12 protein-coding genes are annotated in these 15,994 nt (G+C 33.7%); 5 read left to right on the top strand and 7 right to left on the bottom strand.

Annotation, left to right across the window (positions count from 1 at the left end):
* Positions 1 to 34: 34 nt before the first annotated feature.
* Together xerD and P2W75_RS20715 are read left to right on the top strand one after the other, a co-directional pair.
* Positions 35 to 931 (top strand): site-specific tyrosine recombinase XerD, encoded by an 897-nt coding sequence (gene xerD, locus P2W75_RS20720; RefSeq protein ID WP_276382135.1) that lies wholly within the window; start codon positions 35 to 37, stop codon positions 929 to 931.
* A gap of 143 nt (positions 932 to 1,074) precedes the next feature.
* Positions 1,075 to 2,595, top strand: a complete 1,521-nt coding sequence (locus P2W75_RS20715) for a PAS domain-containing protein (RefSeq protein WP_276381933.1) — start codon at positions 1,075 to 1,077, stop codon at positions 2,593 to 2,595.
* Positions 2,596 to 2,662: 67 nt separating this feature from the next.
* Here P2W75_RS20715 and rny read toward each other — a convergent pair whose 3' ends face one another.
* The 3 genes from rny to P2W75_RS20700 all read right to left on the bottom strand — a co-directional run bounded on the left by rny (position 2,663) and on the right by P2W75_RS20700 (position 5,021).
* Positions 2,663 to 4,222 carry a ribonuclease Y gene (rny, locus tag P2W75_RS20710; protein ID WP_207294886.1) on the bottom strand — a complete coding sequence of 520 codons (1,560 nt, stop codon included), beginning with the start codon at positions 4,220 to 4,222 and terminating at the stop codon, positions 2,663 to 2,665.
* Positions 4,223 to 4,432: 210 nt separating this feature from the next.
* Positions 4,433 to 4,726: a cell division protein ZapA gene (locus tag P2W75_RS20705; RefSeq protein WP_207294887.1), complete on the bottom strand. Its 294-nt coding sequence runs from the start codon at positions 4,724 to 4,726 to the stop codon at positions 4,433 to 4,435.
* 4 nt (positions 4,727 to 4,730) lie between these two features.
* The gene (locus P2W75_RS20700; RefSeq protein ID WP_276381932.1) at positions 4,731 to 5,021 is read right to left on the bottom strand and encodes a hypothetical protein; all 291 of its coding nucleotides are present in this window, start codon (positions 5,019 to 5,021) and stop codon (positions 4,731 to 4,733) included.
* A 181-nt stretch (positions 5,022 to 5,202) separates the two neighbouring features.
* On the opposite strand from P2W75_RS20700, the gene P2W75_RS20695 reads away from it, so the two are divergent.
* From P2W75_RS20695 to P2W75_RS20685, 3 genes are all read left to right on the top strand, one after another.
* A complete protein-coding gene (locus tag P2W75_RS20695; protein ID WP_276381931.1) occupies positions 5,203 to 6,885 on the top strand; it encodes a M23 family metallopeptidase in 1,683 nt (560 codons plus the stop codon).
* 11 nt (positions 6,886 to 6,896) lie between these two features.
* Positions 6,897 to 9,362 carry a carboxypeptidase-like regulatory domain-containing protein gene (locus P2W75_RS20690; protein WP_276381930.1) on the top strand — a complete coding sequence of 822 codons (2,466 nt, stop codon included), beginning with the start codon at positions 6,897 to 6,899 and terminating at the stop codon, positions 9,360 to 9,362.
* A 180-nt stretch (positions 9,363 to 9,542) separates the two neighbouring features.
* The gene (locus P2W75_RS20685) at positions 9,543 to 10,262 is read left to right on the top strand and encodes a hypothetical protein (protein ID WP_207294890.1); all 720 of its coding nucleotides are present in this window, start codon (positions 9,543 to 9,545) and stop codon (positions 10,260 to 10,262) included.
* Between the two features lie 206 nt (positions 10,263 to 10,468).
* Here P2W75_RS20685 and P2W75_RS20680 read toward each other — a convergent pair whose 3' ends face one another.
* From P2W75_RS20680 to P2W75_RS20665, 4 genes are all read right to left on the bottom strand, one after another.
* Positions 10,469 to 11,170 (bottom strand): DUF2971 domain-containing protein, encoded by a 702-nt coding sequence (locus tag P2W75_RS20680; protein ID WP_207294891.1) that lies wholly within the window; start codon positions 11,168 to 11,170, stop codon positions 10,469 to 10,471.
* 129 nt (positions 11,171 to 11,299) lie between these two features.
* Positions 11,300 to 13,129: an ABC transporter ATP-binding protein gene (locus P2W75_RS20675; protein WP_207294892.1), complete on the bottom strand. Its 1,830-nt coding sequence runs from the start codon at positions 13,127 to 13,129 to the stop codon at positions 11,300 to 11,302.
* A gap of 76 nt (positions 13,130 to 13,205) precedes the next feature.
* The gene (locus tag P2W75_RS20670; protein ID WP_207294893.1) at positions 13,206 to 14,933 is read right to left on the bottom strand and encodes a phospho-sugar mutase; all 1,728 of its coding nucleotides are present in this window, start codon (positions 14,931 to 14,933) and stop codon (positions 13,206 to 13,208) included.
* Between the two features lie 97 nt (positions 14,934 to 15,030).
* On the bottom strand, positions 15,031 to 15,987 hold the full coding sequence (locus tag P2W75_RS20665) for a glycosyltransferase family 2 protein (RefSeq protein WP_207294894.1): 957 nt from the start codon (positions 15,985 to 15,987) through the stop codon (positions 15,031 to 15,033).
* Between the last annotated feature and the right edge of the window lie 7 nt (positions 15,988 to 15,994).

Raw genomic sequence — 15,994 nt, 5'->3', positions numbered from 1 at the left:
TTTTTTATACTCAAAAATGTTTTACTTTGTAAATATGAAATGGAATAATTATATAAAAGACTATCAGTCGTATCTGCGAATTGAACGCGGCTTGTCTAAAAATACAATCGATAATTATTGTTTTGATATCGAAAGATTATATCTTTTTTTAGAAACCAATCAAATTGATGTTTCGCCTGTAAAAATTACCGATGAAACTATTCAGCAGTTTATATATTCTGTTTCCAAAGAAGTAAATCCACGTTCGCAGGCTCGAATCATTTCGGGATTAAAAAGCTTTTTTAATTATCTGATTTTTGAAGATTATCGAAACGACAGTCCTTTAGAATTAATTGAAAGTCCAAAAACCGGACGAAAACTTCCTGATACATTATCTGTTAAAGATATTGATGCTTTAATTGATGCTATTGATTTAAGCAGTAACGAAGGGGAACGGAACAGAGCAATGCTCGAAACGTTGTATGGATGTGGTCTTCGAGTTTCGGAATTGGTTGCTCTTAAAATTTCTGATTTGTTTTTTGATGAAGGTTTTATGAAAATTACTGGAAAGGGTAATAAAGAACGTTTCGTTCCAATTGGGAAATTGACACAAAAATATATTGAGATTTATCAAAATCAGGTTAGAGTTCATCTTAATATTAAAAAAGGCTGTGAAGATACTTTGTTCTTAAACCGAAGAGGAAATCAGCTCACACGTGCGATGATTTTTACCATCATAAAAGATCTGGCAGTTAAAATTAACCTTAAAAAAAGCATAAGTCCGCATACTTTGCGGCATTCATTTGCAACACATTTGCTGGAAAATGGCGCAGATTTAAGATCGATCCAATTAATGCTTGGACATGAATCTATCACAACCACAGAAATATACGTGCATTTAGATAGAAGTTTTCTAAAAGAAGTGATGCATTCGTATCATCCGAGGAAATAATTTTCTTACTAAACGGGCAGTTTTTAGATCAAAATTTAATATCTTGTATTGGATTTTTAAAGTAGTAAGGAAATTAAAAAACAAAAATTAATCATGTTTTTTCATGGCTTCGTTTTTGATATTATTGACTTAAACTGCAGTATATGGTTTTTGATTTATATAATAATGAGGATTGCCTGGAGGTAAATAAATTTTATAGAAAATTATTTGCTGAAATGCCTGACCTGCTTTTCCAATTTGTGATTGACACTAATAATCACTACACTTTTCCTTTGGTCAGCAAATCTGTTGACGATATTTTTGAGCTTCCGCTAAAAGAATTTACAGACGATATTAAGTTTACTATTTACGATAGAGTTTTTCCTCAAGACAGGGAAAAGTTTTTTCAGTCTTTGGTAAAGTCTAAAAAAGAGATTATTCCGTGGGAAATTGAATTTAGAGCTCTTTTGCCTAAAAAAGGACTTCGCTGGTTTAAAGTTTCTGCCAAAACAGAATTGTCGCCGGAAAAAAAAGTAATCTTTTATGGGCATGTTTCGGATATAACGGAATTAAAAGATAAAGAAGAAAAACTGCGTATTTCAGAAGAGCGTTTCCAGTTTGCTCTTGATGCTTCAACTGTTGGAATCTGGGATTGGGATATGGTAACGAACAGGGTTTTTTATTCCTCATTATCTTTGAAAATATTAGAATTAGAATCAGCAGATATTTTTGATGAACCAGAACGCTGGGATAAAATTGTGCATCCAGATGATCTTCCCAAATATTATTCGGATATTAAAGAACATTTCGAGAATAAAATTCCGTATTATGAGAATTACCATCGTGTAATGACTTCAAGTGGTAATTACAAATGGATTTTAGATAGAGGAAAAGTTATCAGCAGAGATGAAAATGGAAAACCATTACGAGTTATTGGAACCCATACCGATGTTTCTCTACAAAAAGAGAAAGAATTAGAGCTTTTAAAAACCATGAAACTGTATAGCGATCAAAATAGCCGACTGTTGAATTTTTCGCATATTGTTTCTCATAATTTAAATACACAAGCCGGAAATATAAAGTCTATTTTAGATTTTATTGATGCTGATGGCGATAAGGAAACCGTAACAGAAATGCTGGAACATTTACGCACGGTTTCAAATGATCTAAACGATACAATCTCAAATCTGACGCAGATTGTGAAAACGCAGAGCAATATTAATATTGTAGTAATGCCATTAAAGCTTTCTGAGTATATTGAAAAAACCATATCAACCATAAAAGGATATAATAAGCAGAAAAAAGTAACGATTGTAAATAATGTCCCAGAATATGTAGCAATTAACTTTAATCCTGCATATTTGGAAAGTGTTTTGTTGAACTTTACCACTAATGCCATTAAATATGGACATCCTGATCGTGATCCTGTAATAGTGTTTGATTTTGGAATTGAACCAGAAGGCTATAAATCTTTAAAAATTACCGATAATGGTTTAGGAATCGATTTAAAGGTTTACGGCGATTTATTGTTTGGAATGTATAAAACGTTTCACAAACACGACGAAGCACGCGGAATAGGACTGTATATTACCAAAAATCAAATTGAAGCGATAAAAGGAACGGTTTCTGTTGAAAGTGAAGTAGGAGTAGGAACGAGCTTTAAAATTGTTTTTAATGATGCTTAAAGCTGTAAATTGTATAAAATAATAAAGGCTGTCATTTGACAGCCTTTATTATTTTATAGTTTAAAGATTACTTCGCAATATTAACTGCTCTGGTTTCTCTAATTACAGTTACTTTAACTTGACCTGGATAAGTCATTTCAGTTTGAATTTTTTGAGAAATTTCAAATGATAAGTTTGCAGCGTTATCATCAGAAACTTTTTCACTCTCTACAATTACACGAAGCTCTCTACCTGCTTGGATGGCATAAGCATTTTTAACTCCGCTGAATCCGTAAGCTACATCTTCAAGATCTTTCAAACGCTGAATGTATGAGTCTAATACCTGACGTCTTGCTCCCGGTCTTGCTCCTGAAATAGCATCACAAACCTGAACAATTGGAGAAAGTAATGATTTCATTTCAATCTCGTCGTGGTGAGCTCCAATAGCGTTGCATACTTCGTCTTTTTCTCCGTATTTCTCAGCCCACTGCATTCCTAATAAAGCGTGTGGTAAATCACTTTCTGTATCAGGCACTTTTCCAATATCGTGTAGTAAACCTGCTCTTTTTGCCAGTTTTACGTTTAGTCCTAATTCAGCTGCCATGATACCGCAAAGTTTAGAAACTTCTCTTGAGTGCTGCAATAAGTTTTGTCCGTAAGAAGAACGGTATTTCATTCGACCAACTACTTTAATTAATTCTGGGTGTAAACCGTGAATTCCTAAGTCGATTACAGTACGTTTACCTACTTCTATAATTTCATCGTCGATTTGTTTTGCTGTTTTAGCAACTACTTCTTCAATACGAGCAGGGTGAATACGTCCGTCAGTCACTAATTTGTGTAAAGACAAACGAGCAATTTCTCTACGAACAGGATCAAAACAAGAAAGTATGATTGCTTCAGGAGTATCGTCTACAATAATTTCAACACCAGTTGCAGCTTCAAGAGCTCTAATGTTACGACCTTCACGACCAATGATACGTCCTTTTACATCGTCAGATTCAATGTTGAAAACAGAAACACAGTTTTCTACTGCTTCTTCAGTTCCTACACGTTGGATGGTATTGATAATGATTTTTTTCGCTTCTTGTTGCGCCGTAAGTTTTGCCTCTTCAATAGTTTCTTGAATATGAGACATTGCTTTGCTTTTAGCTTCAGCTTTTAAACCTTCTACCAGCTGTTCTTTTGCTTCTTCCGCAGATAGGCCCGAAATTACTTCAAGTTGTTGTAATTGGCTTTTATGTAATTTGTCTACTTCTGCTTGTTTTTTGTCTAAAACTTCAATTTTATTGATGTATTCAGCCGTTTTAGCCTCAAATTCGTCATTTACTTTTTTGGCTTTCGAAAGCTCATTAGAAACTTGAGATTCTTTATCACGCACTCTTTTTTCTACTTCAGCGACTTTTTTGTCTCTTGCTAAAATAACTTGTTCGTGCTCTGCTTTTAACTCGATAAAACGCTCTTTTGCCTGAAGAATTTTATCTTTTTTAATATTTTCGGCCTCTAAATTAGCATCTTTCAAGATTGAAGCAGCTTCTTTTTTAGCGTTTTTGATTAGGTTTGAAATATTACTTTTCTCGATAATTTTAGCTATTGCAAAACCAGCTGCAATACCTACAATACCAATAATGATCGTTATGGTGTCCATGTTTATTAGGGTTTATATATAAAAAAAGCCTACATTAATTGCTTGTATAAACTCGTAAAGACAAGTTTTGAGCTAACTCACTGTTCAAGTTTCCCAGCCAGAAGGAGGGCATACTATAGTAGCGACGATTTGCTCATTCTAAATTGTTAGTGTTGAGTTTACCAATTGTGAACTAATGTAGGCAGTATCTTAGTTTCTTGTAAAGAACGTTTATTTTTCGAGATATTGATCTAAAAGCGAATTTAATCTTTTAATTCTTTCGATAGTCTCTTCTCCATCGATTGCGTTATCAATTTGTTTTTGTTCCACCTGCGATGCAAACTGCAGTGCGCACATGGCTAATACATCTTGTTTGTCACGTACCGCGTAATTTTCTTCGAATTGCTTAATCATAGCATCAATTTTTTTTGAGGCGCTTCTAAGTCCTTCTTCCTGTGCCGGTTCAACCGTTAAAGGGTAAACACGGTCGGCAATTGATATTTTAATTCTAAGCTTTCCGTCCATATCTTTAATCTGATAGTTGTGCTATACAGTAATCAATTTCGCGAATTAATGAATTTATTTTAAGCTTTGTCTCTCTCTTGTTATTGTCGCTGCCAAGCAACGAATTGGCTATCTTAAGTGTTTCATATTGCTTTTTCAAAGCTTCCATTTCTTCAGATTGTTTCTGGATAATTTGCACGGCTTTGGCTAATTCTAATCGTAATTCCTGATTGTTTTTCTCCAGGCCTTTTGATTTTTCAAAAAGCTTTTCGACTTTATATTCAAGAGTATCAATTATTTCGGCAATTACACTCATTATAAATCCTATTCATTACTTAATCCTACAAAGTTAATATTCCTTTTTATTAATGCAATTTTTTCTGGATTTTTTTGCATTAAAAATAGACAAACGAATGAAATTCAATTAATTGTGTTTTTGATCACTTTATCTTCGGTTTTTACCTGTTAATTTTTTATCTTAGCAAAAATGTTACTTTATGAAATTACCTGTACTTGCCTTTTTTGTTAGCTGTTTTCTATCTGCCCAGACACAATATCCTAAAGATTATTTTCGACCGCCGCTTGATATTCCTATGCAGCTTTCGGGAAATTTTGGCGAATTACGACCAAATCATTTTCATGCCGGTTTTGACTTAAAAACAAATCAGCGTGAAGGATTAAATGTGTATGCAATTGCTGATGGCTATGTGTCTCGTATCAAAATTTCAACTTTTGGAAATGGCAAATGTATTTACATAACGCATCCAAATGGTTATACTTCTGTTTACGGACATTTGTCGGCTACAATAGGGCCTATTCAAGATTATGTAAAAAAAACGCATTACCAAGAGAAGGCCTATGAAATTGAAATGTTTCCAAAACCTGGTGAACTTCCAGTGACAAAAGGCCAATTAATTGCACTTTCAGGAAATACAGGTTCTTCAGAAGGACCGCATCTTCATTTTGAAATCCGAGATACCAAAACCGAATTTGTAATCAATCCGATTTTCTTTGGCTTTGACCAAAATATAAAAGATACTAAAAAACCAACATTGTCAAGTTTATATGTCTATCCGCTGGATAATGCCACGGTCAATCAGTCAAAACAACCTTTGCTGGTAAATATGGCACTTCAAAAAGACGGAACTTATTTGGCTTCAAAAGTAAAAACAAATGGTAAAATAGGTTTTGGAATCAATGCTGTAGATACTGATGATGTTTCGTTTAATAAAAATGGTGTTTTTAACGTTTCGACTTTTTTAAACGGAAATCAAAATTATAACTATCAGTTTAATACCTATTCGTTTGATGAAATGCGTTATATAAATGCTTTTATCGATTATTACCGATACAAAAAAACGGGACAGCGTGTTCAAAAACTTTTTATGAAAACACCTTTTGCGTTAAGTATCATCAAAACAGATTCTTTGCGAGGTATAATTTCTGCTCAGCCTAATCTTACTTCGATGTATAGAATTGAAGTTTCAGATTATTTTGGAAATTTAAATTCGATTACGGTACCAATTGAATACGATACGGCAACACCGCTTGTTCCTGAAGAACCTGTAACGTCAAAATATTTTGTAAAATACAATAGAGATACCAATTTCGAAAAAGACAACATGTCAGTTTTCTTTCCAGCCGGAACTTTCTATGACGATTTTAATATGAATTTTGATGTTCGAAATAACAAAATATATATTCATGATGATACAGTTCCGGTACATTCTAATTTTACCATTACGATAAAAGATTCAATTTATCCGGAATCTTTGCGTGATAAACTTTATATAGGAAAAGGAACGAGTTATAACGGAACAATACGAAAAGGAGATGTTTTTACTGCCAAAGCAAAAATACTGGGTACATACGGTTTAGTTTTAGATACGATTCCGCCAGTTATAAAAATTACAAAACCAGTTGAAGGAAAATGGATTAGCGATCAAAAGAAAATTGAGTTTACAATAGGAGATTCTTTATCGGGAATTAAATCTTATAATGGATATTTAAACGGAAGCTGGGTGCTGTTTGAATATGAAAATAAAACGCGAAAAATTACCCACACTTTTGACGATCAGTATTTGACTGAAGGTGAAAACTTTTTAAAAATGGAAGTGGTTGATAATGTAGGAAATTCTACTATCTTTGAAACTCATTTTTTTAGAAGTCAACAAAAATAAAATCCAAATCCTTGAATAGAAACAGGTTAATATTCGCTGTACTCTTTTTGTGCTTTACTTGTATTTCATTTGCCCAAAGCGCACATGTAAAGGGAATTATTTTAGATAATGACAATCGTCCTGTTTCGAATGTAAACATTACATCGGGTAAAAACAGCACGCAGTCTGATGCAAATGGTTTTTTTCAGATTGACGTGGTTTCTAATAAAAAGGCTTCTATACTCTTTACACACATTTCGCTGAAAATGATTAGTTTGACTGTGAATTTAAAACCTGATGAAGTTTTTGTTTTTAATCCGGTGATGAATAATTCTCAGGAACAAATGGGAGAAGTTTTTGTATCATCTAAAAACAGAAAAAGAGTTCAAGGAATTACGACAGTTGAAACGGCAACGATAAAAAAGATTCCTGGCGCTAATGCCGGAATTGAAAATATTCTTAAAACACTTCCCGGAGTAAATTCAAATAACGAATTGAGTACGCAATATGCGGTGCGGGGCGGAAATTATGATGAAAACTTGGTGTATGTAAACGAAGTTGAAGTGTATCGTCCGTTTTTAATTCGCTCGGGACAGCAGGAAGGTTTGAGTTTTACTAATACGGATTTGGTGCAAAACGTTGATTTTTCGGCTGGAGGATTTCAGGCAAAGTTTGGCGATAAATTATCATCGGTTTTGGATATTACGTATCGAAAGCCAACTCAGTTTGGGGCTTTACTTGAAGCTAGTTTTTTAGGCGGAAGTGCTTCAGTTGATTTGGTTTCTAAAAATAAAAAATGGTCTGCCGTTACAGGAGTTCGTTATCGAAATAACAGTTTGCTCGTGAATAGTCAGGATACGCAGACGAATTATACACCAACTTTTGCCGATATTCAAACAAATGTCAATTACGATATTTCTGAAAAATGGCAGATGAGTTTTTTAGGAAATATTTCTCAAAATAAATATTTATACCAGCCTTTAACACGAGAAACAAAATTTGGAACTGCCGATCAGCCAATGGCGCTTGCAGTATATTATGAAGGTCAGGAAAAAGATCAATACGATACCTATTTTGGAGCTTTTAAAACCACCTATAAAGCTTCTCCGTCATTAACTTTAAAATTGATTGGTTCGTTATTTCATACAACTGAGAAAGAACATTTTGATATTCTGGCGCAATATCGTTTGGGAAATATTGATACAGAAAATCCAACAAATTCTTCTTCTATTGATTTTACACGCGGTATTGGTTCTCAGCTTAATCATGCCCGAAACGATCTTGACGCTTTGATTGCAAATATAGAATTAAAAGGGGCAAAAGATTGGAAAGAAAGCCAGCTTGAATTTGGATTAAAATATACCAGAGAATCCATACGAGATAGAGTAGTAGAGTGGGAAGTAATTGACTCGGCAGGATTTTCGATTAATCCTCCATTAGTAATTCTGCCAGAAAATAATCAGCCGTATTCGCCTTATACAGGTCCGCTTTTGCCATATCAAAATATTCGAGCAACAAATTTTAATACCATAAACCGATTTTCGGGATATGCACAGTGGAACAAACAATCGGAGTTAGGATCAAGCCAGATTTGGTACCATCTTGGAGCGCGTTTTCAAGGATGGAATGTTGAAGGAGCTTTAGAAGAAGGTAAAACGCAATTTGTGGTAAGTCCACGTGCGCAGTTTGCTATAAAACCAGATTGGGAAAAAGATATGGTTTTCAGGATTTCGGGAGGATTGTATCATCAGCCGCCATTTTATAGGGAGCTTCGTGATTTGGATGGTGTAGTAAATCCGAATGTAAAAGCACAGGAGGCTATTCATGTGGTTTTGAGTAACGATTACAATTTTAAAATGTGGAATCGTCCTTTTAAATGGGTTACGGAATTGTATTATAAATCGCTTTCGGATGTAAATGTATATTCGATTGATAATGTCAGAATTCGTTATGTAGCCAATAATAATGCAAAAGCATATGCGCAGGGACTTGATTTTAGATTAAATGGAGAATTTGTTCCGGGAACCGAGTCGTGGGTGAGTTTTGGATATTTGAAAACCGAAGAAAATTACGAAAATAAAGGCTATATCGCACGTCCGACAGATCAGCGTTTGAAATTTGCCATGCTGTTTCAAGATTATATGCCAAATATTCCAAGTGTAAAAGTATATTTAAATTTGGTTTATAATACTGGTTTGCCAGGCGGTGCGCCGGCATATTCAGATCCGTATTTATTTCAAAACCGACTAAATGATTACCGTCGCGCAGATATTGGTTTTGCAAAAGTTTTTGTAGACAGCAGTAACCAAAATTTAAAAACAAGCTGGCTTAAGAATTTTAAAGAACTGTCACTTGGTTTAGAAATCTTCAATTTGTTTAATAATCAAAATGCGATAACCAATACTTGGGTTCGCGATGTGTATTCTAAAAATCAATATGCAATTCCAAATTATATGACTTCTAGGGTTTTTAACGTTAAGTTAAATGCCAGATTATGATTTAGGAAAGCTTGAAAAAAGAATGTGTTTTTCAAGTTCCTTTTGCTTAAAAATAGAAATTAATTCGTTTAGGATATTCAGGACTTCTTCTTCTCAATATCTTTGCCTTAGTAAAATTCAATAAAAACAAAAATTACAATCAAAAATAGTATATTTGATAATCGAATATAACCTATGCAGATGAAAAAGTATTTTAAATATATAGCCTTAGCAATTATCGGAACCTTAATCAGCTGTCGTGAAGAAGTGCAGAAACCGAAGGTAAGTTATGATGTTTCAAACAAAGTAAGTATTACAAAGACTGATACGACTCAAATTGAAATCGCTGATTTACCGATTCAGATGGAAGGAACAGATTATTTAATTCATCCTGTTGGAGATTTGAGAGTTTTGGAAAGAGGTTCAAAAGCACGTTACGGATCTTCAAGTGTAAATGATGTAAGTTTTACGATTTCTAATTTAGGCGAATACGAAATCACAGGATATCTGCAGAATTTGAAATTCCAAAAAACAGATTCAGATTCGATTCGTCCTTTATCTGAGAAACCAGTTTTAATTTTAACTGCTACGTACTTAAAAACAGTTGCAGATAAAACTCAGAATAAAGTAATGGTATATACTTTAACAGATTCTGATACCAACAAAGACGGAAAAATTGATACCAGCGATATTAAAACATTGTATTTAAGTAATATCAGCGGAGAAAACTTTACAAAAGTTTCAGCTGATTTAGAAGAATTAGTAGATTGGAATTTAATCGAATCTAAAAACCGTTTGTATTTTAGAACGATCGAAGATACCAACCAAAACGGGCAGTTTGATAAAAACGATGTTTTGCATTATAATTATATAGATTTGGCCTCGAAGAAATGGGAAGTGAAGTCTTATAAGCCTATTTAAAAGGTGCTAAGGTTCTAAGATGCTAAGATTCTAAGATCTGATGTAGATTGAAAATAAAAGTTGCTAAGGTTCTAAGATACTAAGATTCTAAGATCTGATGTAAATTGAAAAAAAATAAAAGCCGCGTAGAATTTTATTCTACGCGGCTTTTATTTAAGTCACAATAAGAAAAACTCAGCACCTTAGAATCTTAGTATCTTAGAACCTTAGATAAGAATATCACTTTCTAAATCTGATTTTTCGATTTCGAAACCAAAACCTAAACGTTCAACTAATTCGATTACAAGTTTTTTATACCAGTTTTCAGATTTTGGATGAATGTAAATCTTCTCAATTAATTGATTGATATCAACATTAATTTTGAGTCCGTCATTTAATTTGAGTCCGCTTTTTGAAGTATCAGTTAGAATGCGGACTTCTCTTTCGTATTGAAAGCTTTTTCTTTTAAATAGAAAAGGAAAAAATAAATCCTCAAACGGAATGTATTCTTTTTTGTAGTCAATGTAATTTACTTCACCAATATATTGATCAAAATTGTTTTCGGGTTTTACAGCTTTCTGCAATCTGCTAATAGTAGACTGGATAGCTAATCCTTCGTGGTTTTTGGTAAAAATCTGCCACATGGCAAACGATTCGTATTCGTTAATGTGCCAGCTGCTTACTGCTACTTGTTCACGATGGGTTTTGTAGTAATTTAAAAAGTCGGGATTGTCAATAGCGAGCTTTTTAATCTCTTCGTAAGTGGGTTCGCTGAAAGTACCTTCATATTGATCCTCAAATTTGTCGGAACGCGACATAAAGAGTTTCTTAGAAAGTAAAAGGTCAAGAAATTTAGATAAATCAAGGTATTTCCAAACGATAGTATCAGGATCTTCCGGCAGTTTGATGTTTGGGTTGGTAAGATACATTTTAAAGGCAATTAAATGACTTATTTTTCTCACCTAAAGTTATAAAATAAAACACAGATTAAAGAAATTAAATTTAGTTTTAATGTTTCCTTAATCTGTGTTGGTAAAATGAACTGGAATATGGGTTTTCTAAGATTCGAAAGACTGCATGGTTACCAGTTTGTTATAAGTTCCGTTGTGGGCAATTAATTCATCGTGAGTTCCTTTTTCGACTATTTTGCCTTTTTGCATTACTACAATTACATCGGCTTTTTGAATAGTTGAAAGTCGGTGGGCAATTACAATTGAAGTTCTATTCTGCATCATATTTTCAAGTGCTACTTGAACGAATTTTTCGCTTTCAGTATCTAGTGCAGAAGTTGCTTCATCCAAAATCATAATTGGAGGATTTTTCAATACGGCGCGCGCAATTGATAATCGCTGTTTTTGTCCGCCTGAAAGCTTGTTTCCGCTGTCGCCAATGTTAGTATAAATTCCTTTTGGTAATTCTTTTACAAATTCATACGCATTAGCAATTTTAAGCGCTTCAATAATTTCATCATCTGTAGCATCCAATTTTCCTAATGCAATGTTTGCTTTAATAGTATCATTAAACAAAATACTATCCTGAGTAACCAATCCCATTAAACTGCGAAGAGAATGCAGGCTGATGTCTTTTATGTTAGTTCCGTCAATTGAAATAGAACCGTCTTGTACATCATAAAAACGCGTCAATAAGTTGGCAATTGTACTTTTTCCGCTTCCTGATTGTCCAACAAGAGCAATAGTTTGTCCTTTTTTAATTTCAAGAGAAAAGTCTTTTAAAACGGTTTCTTCTTCATATTTAAAGTTGATATTCTGAACGCTGATATTGTAATCAAAAGTGGTTTTTTCAACTGCGTTTTCTTTAGAAACAATGGTATTTTCTTGATCTAAAATTTCAAGAACACGTTCTGCTGCAGCGTTTCCTCTTTTTACCCCGTATGAAGCTTTAGAAATAGCTTTTGCTGGAGTCAGAATGTTATAAGCCAATCCCATATAAGCAATGAAAGAAGCACCTGCAAGTGTTTTGTCAATTAAAACCATTTGTCCGCCATACCAAAGTAAAATTGCAATTACTGTGATTCCCATAAACTCACTCGCAGGAGAAGCCAAGTTCTGACGGTTCCCGATGCTGTTTGATAATTTAAAGAAACGATCTGTTGAACTCTGGAAAACATTGTTGAAGTAATTTTCGGCATTGTATCCTTTAACTACTTTTAATCCGCCAATTGTTTCTTCAATTGTAGATAAAAATGTTCCTTGTTCCTGCTGTGCTTTAGTAGATTGTTTTTTAAGCTGTTTTCCAATCAAAGAAATTAAATATCCTGAAATTGGAATAAAAACAAACACGAAAACAGTCAGTTTAATGCTGATAGCAAACATTGTAACGATGGTAAAAATAATCGTTAAAGGTTCTTTTACAATAAGCTCTAAAATTGCCAAAAAAGAAGTTTGAACCTCGTTTACATCGGCAGAGATTCTAGAGATAACATCTCCTTTTCTTTTTTCAGAATAAAAAGCCAGTGGAAGTTCAAGTGTTTTTTTATACATAGCGTTACGCATGTCTCTTAAAATTCCGTTTCTAAGGAAATTAATAAAAAACATTGCCATATAATCGCATAAGTTTTTCAATAAAAAGATGCTGATGATTCCGGCAACCATAATTCCAAGAGTATAACCTACTCCATAGCTATCAGTTGTTTTGGTTATGAAATAGCTCAAATAATTCTCGCCATAATCTTTAATATGCATGATGCCTTCATACACAGGTTTTACAGTATTTCTTTTGGTTTGATCGAATAAAACCTGAATCATCGGAATTAATGAAACAAACGAAAGTGTACTGAAAAGCGCATACAAAACATTAAAGAAAATGTTTAAGAATGCATATTTTTTATATGGGTATATAAAAGGAACTATTTTTTTGAAATTACTCATTTTGGTGTTTTTTACCATTAAAACCCGATAGTTTAGAGAAACATATCGGGTTTTAAAAGAATCTATTTATGTTTTATTAATTCAATTGCATGTCTGCAATGATGTTTTGTATTTTTTGATCTAAGAATTTTTCGGCTTCATCAAATTCTAAAACTGATTCAATTTCAGCATTTACACTGATGTAGAATTTAATCTTAGGTTCAGTTCCGCTTGGTCTTGCACAAATTTTAGAACCGTCTTCTGTGTAATAAATAAGTACATTCGATTTCGGGATGTCCATTGTTGACTCTTCGCCGTTTAACAAATTCAAGGCGATAGATGACTGGTAATCTTCTACCATAATGACACGTTGTCCGTTGATTTCTTTCAAAGGATTTTCGCGTAAGTTAATCATCATCTGGTTGATTTCTTCTAAACCTTCCATTCCCTTTTTCGTCAATGAAACTAGATATTCTTTGTAGAAACCATTTTCAACATAAAGTTGTAAAAGTTCTTTGTAAACAGAACTTCCAGCAGCTTTTGCTTGAGCAGCTACCTCGCAGATTAATAAAGTTGCCGCAACAGCATCTTTATCTCTCACAGCATCGCCAACCATGAATCCGAAACTTTCTTCACCACCTCCGATGAATTCAAGTTCAGGAAAATCTTTAATCATTTTAGCGATCCATTTAAATCCTGTTAATCCAACTTTACATTCAACCCCGTAGCTTGTTGCCAATTCCATCATCATTGGTGTCGAAACAATAGTTGACCCTACGAATTGTTTTCCGTTGATTTTACCAGCTTTTTTCCATTGTTTCAATAAGAAAGAAGTCATTAAAACCATAGTTTGGTTTCCGTTAAGAAGAATCATTTTGCCATCGTTATTACGAACAGCAACTCCTAAACGATCGCAATCAGGGTCAGTTCCTACTACGATATCTGAATTTGTTTTATCTGCCAAAGCCAAAGCCATTGTTAATGCTTCTGGTTCTTCAGGATTTGGTGATTTTACAGTTGGGAAATCTCCATCTGGAATAGCTTGTTCAGGAACAATGTGAACATTTTTGTAGCCTGCCTGAGCTAAAACATCTGGAATTGATTTTATAGAAGTTCCGTGCAATGAAGTAAAAACAATGTGAAGATTGTCTTTGGCTTCAGCCGGAGTATTAAAACTTGCGTTTTCGATAGATGATTTTATAAACGCTTTGTCAATTTCAGTATCGATATATTGAATTAAACTTTCGTTGGCGTTAAATTTGATTTTATCGTAACTTAAATTTTCGATTACTTTAATGATTGCTGCATCTTGCGGAGGAACAATTTGTCCGCCATCTTGCCAGTATACTTTGTAGCCATTGTATTCTGGTGGATTGTGTGAAGCTGTTAAAACAATTCCGCATTGGCATCCTAAATGTTTAAGAGCAAATGATAATTCTGGAGTAGGTCTTAAGTCTGAAAATAAATAAACCTGGATTCCGTTTGCTGAAAAAACATCAGCAACAACTTTTGCTAAGGTGTTACTGTTATGACGGCAGTCGTAAGCAATAACAACTTTTAAAGCTTCGTTTGGAAAAACTTCATGTAAATAATCCGATAATCCTTGAGTATTTTTCCCAAGGGTGTATTTGTTGATTCGGTTATTTCCAATTCCCATTACACCGCGCATTCCTCCAGTTCCAAACTCTAAGTTTTTGTAAAAACTCTCTTCAAGTTCTTTTGGAGAAGTTGTCATTAATTCTTTGACAGCAGCTTGTGTTTCCTGATCAAATGTTGGTGTTAACCATTCGTTTACAGCGTTTAATATATTAGGTGCTATATTCATGTAATGTTTTTTTAAATGTTTTAATTAAAGATAGGTTTCTTTAAAAAATAATTTTAATCCGATAACTATCGGAACTAACGCAAAAGGATTTTCTTTACTAAAAATTAACCTCTCGAGCTACTTTGTAACGCGCTTCGTTGTTTTTTGTTCTTAAAATAATTTCGCCTAAGAATCCTGCCAAGAAAAGCTGAGTTCCCAGAATCATTGTGGTTAAAGCAATAAAAAACCAAGGATTGTTGGTTACTAAACTGTATTTCATGCCATTGTACATGTGGAATAATTTAGACACTCCAATATAGCCGGCAGATAAAAATCCGATAATAAACATTAGCGAACCCATTGCGCCAAATAAGTGCATAGGTCTTTTTCCGAATCTTGATAGAAACCAAATCGTGATTAAATCCAGGAATCCGTTTATAAAACGCTCCATTCCAAATTTAGTTTCACCATATTTTCTGGCTTGGTGAATAACTACTTTTTCGCCAATTTTGCCAAATCCGGCATTTTTAGCCAAAACCGGAATGTATCGGTGCATTTCGCCCGAAACTTCAATGTTTTTTACCACAACATTTTTGTAAGCTTTTAATCCGCAGTTAAAATCATTTAACTCAACACCCGATGTTTTTCTAGCCGCCCAGTTAAATAATTTTGAAGGAAGATTTTTTGCTACAACAGAATCGTAACGTTTCTTTTTCCAGCCCGAAACCAAATCGTATTTCTGATTTACAATCATTTCATACAATTCAGGAATTTCATCCGGACTGTCTTGTAAATCGGCATCCATAGTGATAATTACATCACCTTTAGCTTTTGCAAAACCAGCATGTAAAGCTTGAGATTTTCCGAAGTTTTTCATAAAACGAATGCCTTTTACATTCGGATTTTCATTAGAAAAACCTTCTATAATTTTCCACGAATCATCTGTACTTCCATCATCCACAAAAATGATTTCATAAGAATAATTGTTAGACTGCATCACCTTAATAATCCATGTATAGAGTTCTTTTAGTGATTCCTCCTCATTTAGAAGCGGTATAAGTATAGATAAATTCATTTATGTT

Origin of the sequence: Flavobacterium sp. H4147 (assembly GCF_029360735.1) — a bacterium.
GTDB classification, from domain to species: Bacteria; Bacteroidota; Bacteroidia; order Flavobacteriales; family Flavobacteriaceae; genus Flavobacterium; species Flavobacterium endoglycinae.
The sequence above is the reverse complement of the archived record's forward strand: the minus strand, read 5'-3'. Positions and strand labels throughout refer to the sequence as shown.